Genomic DNA, 11,312 nt, shown 5'->3' with positions numbered 1-11,312 from the left:
GCCACAACGTGAGCCACTCGAACATCAAGACCAAGCGCCGGTTCATGCCGAACCTGGTCTCCACGACCGTTCAGTCGGAAGCCCTGGGCCAGAGCTTCAGCCTGCGCATCACGAACGCGGCGCTGCGCACCCTGGACTTCAAGGGCGGCCTGGACGCCGTGCTGCTGAAGGCCAAGGACGAGGTCCTTTCGGCCCGCGCGCTGAAGATCAAGCGCCAGGTGAAGGCCAAGCTCGCCGAGCAGGCCGCGGCCTAAGCGCCACGCCCTCGCGATTTCGAAGAGGCCGCCCCTCACCGGGCGGCCTTTTTGTTTGCGGTTAGGGCCGCTTCCAGTCGAACGCCAGCAGCAGCGTGCGCTGGTCGGTCGGCTTGCCGTCGTAGACCCCGAAGTTGTCGTCCGAGATCAGGTAGAAGCGCACCACGCCGCCGGGCCGCGGCACGACGGCCACGCCTTCCAGGTTGTCCACCGTCAGGGGCCGGGCGATCTCCATGCGGTCCACGAGCTTGCCGGCGCGGTCGAGGATCCGGAGCTGGACCACGTTGCCACGCAGCGGCGAGTACGTGCGCAGGAGGTACGCGAGGCCGCCGCCCGGCATGTTGTCGAAGGCCACCAGGGCCGAGCCGTCCAGGTCCAGGTCGAGGTCGTGGGCGCACGACGTCGACAGGCGGCACAGGTAGACCCGCCCGCTGTCCTCCAGCCCCACGCGGTAGGCGTCGGCCGCCACGTCCGGCGCCCCGACCAGCGCCTCCATGCCCTTGTTGTCGGTGTAGACCACCTCCGGCTGTGGCGCGCGGCGGGGCAGGCCGCCGTCGCGAGGAAACAGCAGGATGCGGTCGTGCTGCTCGAAGCTGGCCAGCAGGTCGCCGTTGGCGAAACGCATGACGCCTTCGGAGTCGTACTCTCGCTGGCCCCCAGCGTAGAGGTCGCGGCCGTCCTCGTCCCTGAGGGCGATCAGGGTGGCGTCCGAGACGCCCGCGAGCCGGCCGGCGCCGTCGAGCACGATGCGGCCCTCCAGCAAGTCGGACTGGTCGCCCAGGGCCAGCATGCGCCCGTCGGGGGCGACCTTCAGGTCGGAGAGGCCGTGCAGCCGGCTGGTTTGGCGCGACGTCAGCACGACGCCGCCCGCGTAGACGAAGGCGCCGATGCGGTCGCGCGCGGGATTGGTCGGGTCCAGCGGCACCGCCTGGGCGTCCACCTGGATTGCGGCGCCCACGGCCACCGGCGAGGCCGGCAGCGGCGCCATGGGCGCGGCGCAGCCCGCCAGCAGGAGGGCGAGCGCCGCGCCGGCCAGGCGCCTCACGCCGTGACCCTCCGGACTTCCTTGAAGGTCGAGCGGCTTCCCGAGCCGCCCTGCGGGCCCTGGGTGCTCGGCGGCGGCGCCAGCAGGTTGGCCGTCTTGCGCGTCACCCGCCGCACCTCCTCGTCGAACAGGTCGGCCAACTGCTCGACCATGGCGCCGGCCAACTGCTCGACGTCGACGATCGTCACCGCATTCTTGTAGTAGCGGGTCACGTCGTGGCCGATGCCGATGGCAATGAGCTGCACCGGGCTCTTGGTTTCGATCTCGCCGATCACCTCGCGCAGGTGGCGCTCCAGATAGTGGCCCGAGTTCACCGACAGCGTGGAGTCGTCCACCGGCGCGCCGTCCGAGATCACCAGCAGGATGCGCCGCGCCTCGGGCCGGCCGATCAGGCGCTGGTGCGCCCACATCAGCGCCTCGCCGTCGATGTTCTCCTTCAGCAAGCCCTCGCGCATCATCAGGCCGAGGTTGCGCCGCGCGCGCCGCCAGGGGGCGTCGGCCGCCTTGTAGACGATGTGGCGCAGGTCGTTCAGGCGGCCCGGCTGGGCGGGCTTGCCGGCCTTCAGCCAGTCCTCGCGCGAGGACCCGCCCTTCCAGGCGCGCGTGGTGAAGCCCAGGATCTCGGTCTTCACCCCGCAGCGCTCCAGCGTGCGCGCCAGGATGTCGGCGCAGACCGCCGCCACCATGATCGGCCGACCGCGCATGGAGCCCGAATTGTCGATCAGGATGGTGACGACCGTGTCGCGGAACTCGGTATCGTCCTCTTCCTTGAACGAGAGCGGGGCGGTCGGATCGATGATCACGCGGGTCAGGCGCGCGACGTCGAGGATGCCCTCTTCCAGGTCGAACGACCACGAACGGTTCTGCTGGGCCAGAAGCTTGCGCTGCAGCCGGTTGGCCAGGCGGGAGACGACGTTCGAGACGCTGGCCAACTGCTGGTCGAGGTAGGCGCGCAGGCGCGTCAGTTCCTCGGGGTCGCAGAGCTCTTCGGCCGCCACCACCTCGTCGTGGGCGGTGGTGAAGACCTTGTAGGTGACGGCCCGGTTGTCGCCGGATGGATCGGGACGCGCAGGCTGGTCGCCATCGCCCATGTCCGGCGGCTCGTCGGTGTCCTCGGCATCGGGGTCTTCCTCCGACTGCATCATCTGGCTGTCGGCGTCCTCGGCCTCGCGGGCCGTGGTCTCGTCGTCGTCCATGGCCGACTGCTGAGGCGACTGGCTCTCGCCTTCGCCGTCGTCCTGGTTGTCGCTTTCCTCGGGCTCGCCGTCCTCGCCGCCCTCGGTGTCCTCGTCCGGCTGTTCGGGCGCATCCGACAGGTCGTCGCCCATATGCAGGTCGCGGATGATGGCGCGGGCGATCCGGGCGAAGGCCTTCTGGTCGTTGAGCGAGCCTTCGAGCAGGTCCAGGTCCTTGCCGGCCTTGGCCTCGACATCGGCGCGGAACATGTCGACCAGCGCCCGGGCGTTCGCCGGCGGGGGCTCCCCCGTCAGCCGCTCGCGCACCATCAGGCTGACGATCTCGGCCAGCGGCGGGTTCGCCATGGCCTCGACCTCGTTGTAGGCCTTGCGGGCCCAGGCGTGGTTCATCACGGCCTTGAGGTTCTCGCGCACCCCGCCCATGGCGTTGGCGCCGATGGCCTCGATTCGCGCCTGCTCCAAGGCGTCGTAGATCGGCTGGCCGGCGCCGGAGTGCGGCCGTGTCCGGGAATGGGTCGCCGGATCGTGGTGGGCGACGCGCAGCGCCATCTGGTCGGCCAGGCCGCGGATGCGAGCCGCGTCCTCCGGCGTCAGGTCTCGCGGCGGGTGAGGCAGGACCGCCCGGTTGCCCGAAAGCTGCGGGCCCTCGCCGGAATAGACGATCTCGAGATCGGGCGTCTCGGCAAGCGAGCGGGCGGCGTGCGCCAGCGCGCGCTTGAAGGGCTCGAGGGGGCTTTCCGGGTTCTTCGCCATGTCAGCCGGTCATAGATCAGCGCTGACCCCAGGTGAAACAAGGAATCGTGTGCGCGGGAACGGTGAAGGTGCGGCGGCGTTTTCAGGGCCGAGTTTCGAACCTGAGGAGAGAACGATGCTCAAGTGGGCCCTGATCTTCGCGATCGTCGCCATCGTGGCTGCCGCCCTCGGCTTCGGCGGCATCGCCGGCGCCGCCGCCGGGATCGCCAAGCTGCTGTTCTTCGTCGCCGTGGTCGGCTTCCTGCTGTTCCTGGCGCTGGGCGTCTTCGCCGGCCGCAAGCTGACCGGACGCTAACAGGTCGGCGGCGCGCCCGCGAGGGCGCGCCGCCTGGCCTTTACTTCTTCGCGGCGTAGGCCTTCGCCTGCCGGCCGACCACCTCGACCAGGTCGCCCATGGCGATGTTGGCGTCGATCAGGTGGAGACCCCAGTCCTGGGCGATCGCGCCGCCCGGACCGGTCACGTCCCCGGCGATGGTGTCGGTGCGCGGATCGGACGGGTCGACGTTCACGTGGGCTTCCAGATAGTTGAAGCCGTCCTTCGACACGCACTTGCCGCTGATGAGCCCTGGAACCGAGACGAAGGGCGTCTTGGGGTTGGGCTTGCCTTTCACCCATTCGGGCGGCGGGGCCGACGAGCTGGCGATGGCCATACCGTTGGCCAGATAGGCGTGAAGGTCGCTCTTGCCCAGCAGCGCCGCCGGATTGACGCACGCGGCCTCCATGTCGGCTTGAGCCACCTTGCCGAAGCGGGTGTTCGCCGGCGGCGGGAGGGTGTCGCGGAACGTCACGTAGCTGATGACGCAGCCGACCTGGTCGGCGGTCTTGCAGGTGGGGATCGACTTGAAAGCCCCCGTGTCGCCGCCTTTGGTGACCGGCAGGTTCGATCCCAGGATCAGCGCCGAGACGAGCTGCTTCTGCACCGGCTTGCCGTCGATCTCGGCGGGGATCAGCCGCTGGAGCAGGCCTGAGCCCTGCGAATGGCCGATCAGCACGACGCCGCGACCCTTGTTGTCGTTGGCCAGGTAGTGGTTCCAGGCGTCGACCACGTCGTTGTAGCCCACTTGCCGGACCGCGGGATCGGCGGCGCCTGCAATGGGCTTGCCCTCGACCAGGGCCCGCAGCGCCGTCAGCGTGAACTGGCGGTAGAGCGGCGCGTAGATGCGGCACTTCGAGCCGAAGCGGGCGAGCTGCTGCTTCACCACGTTCAGTTCCTCGGCGTTCGCCGTCATATCCGAGACCACGCCCGGATCGGTCGACACCGTCGGATAGACGTAGAAGCAGTCGATTGGCGCCTTCGGGTCGGCCTTCCAGGATTCCACCGTGGACGAGCCGTCGGCCTTGATGACCGTGGTCGTCAGGTCGATGGCGCAGGCGTCGTTCGCCTTGCCCGGCCGGCACAGCCAGGCGTCCGCCTTCGCGTAGTCGTTCTTGGGGTAGGCGGCCGCCGTGGATGCGGGCTGCGCCGTCGCGCTCCCCGCCGTCAGCCCCAATCCCAGCGCCATGGCGGCGATCGTCCGCACCCGCATTCCAGCCTCCCCAGGTAGCTTCTGTTTTTCGAAAAGTGCGTACGCTTATCGCCTGGGCGGGGGTCGCGGTCCAGCACCCTTCATGCGCTCGGCGATTCGGGCCTAAGTTCCCCCGCGGAATCTATTTGGGGGCAGGCGCATGGCGTCCGACAAACCGGCCGGCTGGCCGGCCAGGATCTGGGCCTTTGTGGGCGGCGGGTTGGTGGCGCTGGTGGGCGCGGCCGTCCTGCTGGGCGGCGGCTGGCTCGTTTTCCTGGATGGCTCGCCGTACTACCTGCTGGCCGGGGCCGCCATCGTCGGCGCGGGCGTGATGCTGGCCCGGCGCCACCCCGCCGCCGGCCTGCTGTACGCCGCCGTGCTGGCCGCCACGCTGATCTGGGGCCTGTGGGAGGCCGGATTCGAGTTCTGGCCCCTGTTGCCGCGCCTGTTCGCCCCCGCCGTCCTGGGGCTCTTCGTCCTGCTCGTGATCCCCTCGGCGCCCAAGGGCCCGCTGCGCGGCCAGTCGGGGCTCGCGGTGGCCGTGTTCTCGGTCGTCTGCATCGGCGTGCTGGGACTGGCCCTGCCGGCGACCTACACCTGGGGCCAAGCCGAGGCGCCGGCCCAGGTCACCGGCGCGGCCCCGCCCGCCGAGCCGGGCTCTGACTGGCGCTATTACGGCCGCGATCCGGGCGGCGCACGCTATGCGCCCGTAGATCAGATCAACCGCGAGAACGTCGACGAGCTGAAGGTCGCCTGGACCTTCCGCACCGGCGAGAAACCGAACCGCGGCAGCCAGGACCAGAACACGCCCATGCAGGTGGGCGACACCCTCTACGTCTGCACGCCCACCAACGTGGTCATCGCCCTCGACGCCGACAGCGGCAAGGAGAAGTGGCGCCACGACCCCAAGGTGAAGCCGGCGTACTGGAACCGCTGCCGCGGCGTGGGCTACTGGGACGGAAGCCAGCCCAAGGTGGCGGTCGCCGGCGTGCGCGCCGCCGCCGCTGCGCCGCCGGCCAAGGGTGCGGTCCAGGCCGCGAAGCCCGCGCCCCAGCCCGCCGCTCTCAAACCCGCCGCTCTCAAGCCCGCGACCGCGGCGCCGGTGGCGCAGGCGGCGGCCGCGCCGCTGTGCCGGCGCCGGGTCCTGTCGACCACCATCAACGCCCAGCTCTTCGCGCTGGACGCCGCCACCGGGCAGCGCTGCCCCGGTTTCGGCAAGGACGGCATGGTCGACCTGTCCACCGGCATCGGCCCGATCAAGCCCGGCTTCTACTTCCAGACCTCCACGCCGACGGTCATCGGCGACAAGGTTATCATCGGCGGCTGGGTCGCCGACAACCAGGAGCTCAGCGAGCCCTCGGGCGTCGTCCGCGCCTTCGACGTGGTCACCGGCGCGCTGATCTGGGCCTGGGACCTGGGCGATCCGTCGATCGACAAGCTGCCGCCGGAGGGCAGGACCTACACGCGCGGCACCCCCAACGTCTGGTCCACCCCCGCCTTCGATCCCGAGTTGGGCCTGATCTACCTGCCCATCGGCAACGCCACGCCAGACTACTGGGGCTCGCACCGCTCCATGGCGTCGGAGGCCTATTCATCGTCGGTGGTCGCGGTGGACGTGAACACCGGCAAGATGAAGTGGGCCTACCAGACGGTGCATCACGACCTCTGGGACTACGACGTCCCCAGCCAGCCGATGCTGATCGACTTCCCGACCAAGGCGGGCGCGGCGCCGGCGCTGATCCAGCTCACCAAGCGGGGCCAGATCTTCGTGCTCGACCGGCGTACGGGCGAGCCGCTGACCAAGGTGGTGGAGGTGCGCGTGCCGGGCGGGCCGCAGCCCGGCGAATGGGTCTTCCCGACCCAGCCCTATTCGGTTGAGATGCCCACCATCGGCGTCGAGCGCCTCGACGAGAAGATGATGTGGGGCGCCACGCCGCTGGATCAACTCTACTGCCGCATCCAGTTCCAGCGGCTGCGCTACGACGGCGACTTCACCCCGCCCGGCAGCTCCGAGAAGCCGTCCCTACAGTATCCCGGCAACGCGGGCGGCATGAACTGGGGCTCGGGCGCTTATGACGCCCGCCGCGGCCTGCTGATCGTCAGCGACGTACGGATGCCGCAGACGGTGGCGCTGAAGCCTTCGAACCGGCCCGAACTGGACGCCACGCGGATCAAGGCCGACCGGCCGCCGCAAAGCCTGAAGGCCGTGCCCTACAAGGCCGACAACAACTGGTTCCTGAGCCCGCTGTTCGCACCGTGCGTCCAGCCCCCGCACGGGATGCTGACGGCCATCGACCTGCGCACCCGCCAGATCGTCTGGCGGGTTCCGGCCGGCACGGCCGAGGCCCAGGCGCCGCTGGGCCTGAAGTCGCACCTGCCGATCCCGATCGGCACGTTCGGCATCGGCGGGCCGGTCACGACCGCGGGGGGCGTCACGTTCCGCGCGGCGACGACCGACGCCTATCTGCGCGCTTACGACAACGCCACCGGGAAGGTGCTGTGGGCGGCTCCGCTGCCCGTGCCGTCCTCGGCCACGCCGATGACCTACGTCTCGCCCAAGACCGGCAAGCAGTACGTCGTCGTCACCGCCGGCGGCGCGATGATGAGCCCCGAGAAGGGCGACTACGTCGTGGCCTACGCGCTGAAGTAGCGCGGCGCGCAGCGCCTCCCGGTCGGCTGCTCACTGCCATACGCAATCTTGTCCGCATTACGTTGCGCGGGGGAAGTATACACTTCGGGGTTGAGCAATCTAGAGTAAGTCATTGTCGCGCGCGGGTTGTGAATGTGGAGTTATGTGCGACAAAATATACCAAGATCGACTGTCGTTTCGGCTTTCTAAAGCAGTTGATAAACATCAAGGACGCTAGCCAGCGGGCGATGTTCAAGAGCGTCCGCTAATCCTGCGCTCTTTTCTTGGTTAATGACTTGCCGACGACTGGCGCCCTGGAAAGGGTGAACCGCTTGGTGGAGCCGGGCCCGACGCCCGCCGACCTTCACCGCCTCCCGCCCGCTTCGCCGCCTTCGCCCCCGCGCTCGCCCCGGGGCGGGCGGCGGCATGCGACGATCCCGGTCAAGTTCGCGCTCGCGTTCGTGGGGGCGGCCGCGTGGACGGCGCTCAGCGTCTGGCTGTCGCTGCCATGGCTCGGCGACGTCTCGCGACTGACCCATCCGGCCTTCGCGCTGATCGCGATCACGTTCATCGCCTATGTGCCCGGCTTCATGAACGCGTTCCTGTTCGTGACCCTGGCGCTGGACCGGCGGCCGGCGCGCATCCGCCCGGCGGCCTATCCCGACGTGAGCATCCTCATCGCCGCCTACAACGAGGCCAAGGGCATCGGCGACACGCTGAAGAGCCTGGCCGCGCAGGACTACGCCGGGCCGTTCGAGATCCTGGTGCTGAACGACGGCTCGACCGACGGGACGGCCGACGTGGCGCGCCGCGCGATCGCGGAACTCGCATTCCCGGCGAACGCGACCGTCCGGGTGCTGGACTATCCGGTGAACGCCGGCAAGGCGGCGGTGCTCAACCGCGGCCTGGCGGCGGCGCGCAGCGACCTGATCGTCACCATCGACGGTGACTGCTGGATCATGCCCGACGGCCTGACGCACCTGGTCGAGCGGCTGCTGTCCGACCCGCCCGAAACCCAGGCCGTCGCCGGCGCGGTCATGGTCCGTAACGCGCGCGACACCTTTCTGGCGAAGGCCCAGGAGTGGGACTACTTCCACGGCATCGCGGCCGTGAAGCGCATGCAGAGCATGTTCCACGGTACGCTGGTGGCGCAGGGCGCCTTTTCGATCTATCGCCGGGCCGCGCTGGAGGCGGTGGGCGGCTGGCCGGCCAGCGTGGGCGAGGATATCGTCGTCTCCTGGGCGCTGCTGCGCCGCGAGGGCCGGATCGGCTATGCCGAGGACGCCATCGCCTTCACCAACGTGCCGACGACGCTGAAGGCCTTCGCCCTGCAGCGCCGCCGCTGGGCGCGCGGGCTGATGGAAGCCTTCCGCGCGCACCCGACGCTGCTGTTCAAGCGCCACCTGCGCACGGTGTTCATCTGGTGGAACCTGTGTTTTCCGCCGATGGACCTCGTCTACACCTTCGTCTTCATCCCGGGCCTGATCCTCGCGCTCTTCGGCAAGTTCTACATGGTCGGGCCGGTGACCCTGGCGGTGCTGCCGCTGGCGGTGGTCTGGAACCTGTTCATCTTCCGCATCCAGCGGCGCACGTTCCACCGGGAGCACCTGAAGGTCCGCCGCAACCTGGGCGGCTTCCTCTTCTACGCCTTCGCCTACAACCTGCTGGTCCAGCCGGTCTGCGTGCTGGGCTACGTCTCGGAGCTGGCGGGCCTGCGTAAGACCTGGGGCGGCAAATGAGCCGGTTCGCCTGGGCCGCGGCCCTGTTCCTCGCCGCCGCGCCGGCGGCGCGGGCGGCCGAGGCGCCTGCGCCGACGCAGGCCGTCGGGGTGGACGTCTTCTCCTCGTCCGACGCGGACGACACCCGGGTCTCCAAGGTGGGCGTCAACCTCGACTGGCGCTACCTGGGTGAGGGCGAATACCAGGGCCTTCGCCTCGAACGCGCGATCTTCCGCCCACTCGGGCAGGCGGCGACCCGGGACATGCGGGTCTATTACCGGTTCGCGGGCGAGCTGGGTGACTGGCGCGCGAAGGGCCAGGCCGGGACCGACGGCGCGACCGTGCTGGGCGCGCTGAACCTGCAGAAGCCCGGCCGCCTGAACCCCGAACTGTTCCTCGAACGCGAGATCGTCGAGACGCCGCGGGGCGTGCGCGAGGGCGTCTACTACACCTTCGCCGGCGGGGCGTTCGACGTCCCCCTGGGCGAGCGGGACAACCTGACCTTCGTGGGCGCGGTCCAGGACTTCACCGGCCGGAACGTCCGTCTCCACGCCCGCGCCAACTACGTCCACGTCCTGCAGCCGGACTGGGGCCTCAGCGCCCAACTGCGCACCCGCTACTTCCACAGCACCGAGCCGCGGGAGTTCGACTATTTCTCGCCGCGGGATTTCACCCAGGTGCTGCCGACGCTCCAGATCCGCCGGCGGCAGGCGGGGTGGCGCTACGTGGTGGCGGCGGGCCTGGGCGCCCAGCGCCAGACCGGCGGCGGCTGGCATCAGGCGCGCTCGCTGTCGGCCCAGGTGATCACGCCGCCGGTCGGCAAGGTCTGGTCGCTGGACGCCGCGTTCGCCTACAGCAACACGCCTGTCGGCGCCGGCTACACCTACGACTATCGCCAACTGAACGTCAGCCTGCGCCGCCGCTTCTGAAGCGGGTCCGGCAACCCACGGCGGCCCGCCGCCGTTCGGCAAGGGGTCAGGAGGCCTCCATGCCGGAACACGCACCGCACGAGCCGCAATCGCCCAAGCCATCCCCTGATGACGAGGAGGTGCTGGATTCCGGTCAGGAAGAGGTCTTCTCGCGCGCGGAGGTCGAACTCGGCCGCATCGAGCATTCCACGGAAGCTGGGAAGGGCGAGCACGCGCCCCGCCCGGGCGGAAGCCGCTAGGCCACCCGCACCCGGGCGGTGCTTTCCGGCAGGTCCTGGCCGAAGGCGCGCTGGAAGAACTCGGCCACGGTGCCGCGCTCCAGCTCGTCGCACTTGTTCAGGAACGTCATCCGGAACGCCAGGCCGATGTCGCCGCCGAAGATCTCGGCGTTCTGCGCCCAGGTGATCACCGTCCGCGGGCTCATGACCGTCGAGATGTCGCCGTTCATGAAGGCGTTCCGGGTCATGTCGGCCACACGAACCATGGCGTTGATCGTCCGCTTGCCCTCGGCGGTGTTGTAGCTGGGCGCCTTGGCGAGGACGATGTCGGCCTCCACGTCGTGGGCCAGGTAATTCAGGGTGGTGACGATGGACCAGCGGTCCATCTGCGCCTGATTGATCTGCTGGGTGCCGTGGTAGAGGCCGGTGGTGTCGCCCAGGCCGATGGTGTTGGTCGTGGCGAACAGGCGGAACCAGGGGTTCGCGCGAATGACGCGGTTCTGGTCCAGCAGCGTGAGCTTGCCCGAGGCTTCCAGCACGCGCTGGATCACGAACATCACGTCCGGCCGGCCGGCGTCGTACTCGTCGAACACCAGGGCGATCGGGCGCTGCAGCGCCCACGGCAGCATGCCCTCGCGGAACTCGGTGACCTGCTTGCCTTCCTTCAGGACGATGGCGTCCTTGCCGACCAGGTCGATCCGGCTGATGTGGCTGTCCAGGTTCACCCGGATCATCGGCCAGTTGATGCGGGCCGCGACTTGCTCGATGTGGGTCGACTTGCCGGTGCCGTGATAGCCCTGGACCATCACGCGCCGGTCGTGCGCGAAGCCGGCAATGATCGCCCGGGTGGTCTCCGGATCGAACTTGTAGGCTGGATCGATGTCGGGCACGTGCGGGTCGCGTTCGCTGAACGCGGGGACCGTGCCGTCCAGGTCGATGCCGAAAGTCTCGCGAACGCTGACCTCCGTATCGGGCTTCAGCGTGATGAGCTTGTCTTCGGTGGTGTCGAAAGCGGCCATGACGCGGTTCGATTACAGGCTTGCCGTCGCGTACGCAAACAGGTGT

General features: G+C 69.4%; 10 protein-coding genes. 6 read left to right on the top strand and 4 right to left on the bottom strand.

Annotated elements, in window-relative coordinates; all coding sequences use genetic code 11:
* The coding region (locus Q0L11_RS13670; RefSeq protein WP_296597946.1) for a bL28 family ribosomal protein at positions 1-254 on the top strand (254 nt) is incomplete at its 5' end.
* Positions 255-315: 61 nt separating this feature from the next.
* Here the strand turns inward: Q0L11_RS13670 and Q0L11_RS13665 are convergent.
* Both Q0L11_RS13665 and cobT read right to left on the bottom strand, forming a co-directional pair.
* Positions 316-1,299: an esterase-like activity of phytase family protein gene (locus tag Q0L11_RS13665; RefSeq protein ID WP_296597945.1), complete on the bottom strand. Its 984-nt coding sequence runs from the start codon at positions 1,297-1,299 to the stop codon at positions 316-318.
* Complete coding sequence (cobT, locus tag Q0L11_RS13660) at positions 1,296-3,248, bottom strand: cobaltochelatase subunit CobT (protein WP_296597944.1); 1,953 nt, start codon at positions 3,246-3,248, stop codon at positions 1,296-1,298. Before cobT ends, Q0L11_RS13665 begins: the two co-directional genes overlap by 4 nt.
* A 115-nt stretch (positions 3,249-3,363) precedes the next feature.
* Between cobT and Q0L11_RS13655 the strand changes: the two genes are divergently transcribed.
* On the top strand, positions 3,364-3,543 hold the full coding sequence (locus tag Q0L11_RS13655) for a DUF1328 family protein (protein WP_111277664.1): 180 nt from the start codon (positions 3,364-3,366) through the stop codon (positions 3,541-3,543).
* A gap of 40 nt (positions 3,544-3,583) precedes the next feature.
* Here Q0L11_RS13655 and Q0L11_RS13650 read toward each other — a convergent pair whose 3' ends face one another.
* Entirely contained in the window at positions 3,584-4,774 is a 1,191-nt protein-coding gene (locus Q0L11_RS13650) for a DUF3089 domain-containing protein (protein ID WP_296597943.1), read from the bottom strand.
* Between the two features lie 139 nt (positions 4,775-4,913).
* Here Q0L11_RS13650 and Q0L11_RS13645 point away from each other — a divergent pair, with 139 nt between their 5' ends.
* From Q0L11_RS13645 to Q0L11_RS13630, 4 genes are all read left to right on the top strand, one after another.
* On the top strand, positions 4,914-7,403 hold the full coding sequence (locus Q0L11_RS13645) for a membrane-bound PQQ-dependent dehydrogenase, glucose/quinate/shikimate family (RefSeq protein WP_296597941.1): 2,490 nt from the start codon (positions 4,914-4,916) through the stop codon (positions 7,401-7,403).
* Between the two features lie 302 nt (positions 7,404-7,705).
* Positions 7,706-9,121, top strand: coding sequence for a glycosyltransferase (locus Q0L11_RS13640; protein ID WP_296597939.1), 1,416 nt, complete (start codon positions 7,706-7,708; stop codon positions 9,119-9,121).
* On the top strand, positions 9,118-10,029 hold the full coding sequence (locus Q0L11_RS13635; protein WP_296597937.1) for a hypothetical protein: 912 nt from the start codon (positions 9,118-9,120) through the stop codon (positions 10,027-10,029). Before Q0L11_RS13640 ends, Q0L11_RS13635 begins: the two co-directional genes overlap by 4 nt.
* Before the next feature lie 59 nt (positions 10,030-10,088).
* The gene (locus tag Q0L11_RS13630; protein WP_296597935.1) at positions 10,089-10,268 is read left to right on the top strand and encodes a hypothetical protein; all 180 of its coding nucleotides are present in this window, start codon (positions 10,089-10,091) and stop codon (positions 10,266-10,268) included.
* On the opposite strand, the gene cobS is transcribed toward Q0L11_RS13630, so the two are convergent.
* The gene (cobS, locus tag Q0L11_RS13625; RefSeq protein WP_296597933.1) at positions 10,265-11,266 is read right to left on the bottom strand and encodes a cobaltochelatase subunit CobS; all 1,002 of its coding nucleotides are present in this window, start codon (positions 11,264-11,266) and stop codon (positions 10,265-10,267) included. The two genes, Q0L11_RS13630 and cobS, sit on opposite strands and share 4 nt — an antisense overlap.
* Between the last annotated feature and the right edge of the window lie 46 nt (positions 11,267-11,312).

This window comes from Phenylobacterium sp., assembly GCF_024508875.1.
GTDB lineage: Bacteria > Pseudomonadota > Alphaproteobacteria > Caulobacterales > Caulobacteraceae > Phenylobacterium.
The sequence above is the reverse complement of the archived record's forward strand: the minus strand, read 5'-3'. Positions and strand labels throughout refer to the sequence as shown.

What these genes read in the sequence shown, in the direction of transcription:
- Q0L11_RS13650 (WP_296597943.1), bottom strand. Translation starts at nt 4,774, where the DNA reads ATGCGGGTGCGGACGATCGCCGCCATGGCGCTGGGATTGGGGCTGACG.
- cobT (WP_296597944.1), bottom strand. Translation starts at nt 3,248, where the DNA reads ATGGCGAAGAACCCGGAAAGCCCCCTCGAGCCCTTCAAGCGCGCGCTG.
- cobS (WP_296597933.1), bottom strand. Translation starts at nt 11,266, where the DNA reads ATGGCCGCTTTCGACACCACCGAAGACAAGCTCATCACGCTGAAGCCC.
- Q0L11_RS13630 (WP_296597935.1), top strand. Translation starts at nt 10,089, where the DNA reads ATGCCGGAACACGCACCGCACGAGCCGCAATCGCCCAAGCCATCCCCT.
- Q0L11_RS13635 (WP_296597937.1), top strand. Translation starts at nt 9,118, where the DNA reads ATGAGCCGGTTCGCCTGGGCCGCGGCCCTGTTCCTCGCCGCCGCGCCG.
- Q0L11_RS13645 (WP_296597941.1), top strand. Translation starts at nt 4,914, where the DNA reads ATGGCGTCCGACAAACCGGCCGGCTGGCCGGCCAGGATCTGGGCCTTT.
- Q0L11_RS13655 (WP_111277664.1), top strand. Translation starts at nt 3,364, where the DNA reads ATGCTCAAGTGGGCCCTGATCTTCGCGATCGTCGCCATCGTGGCTGCC.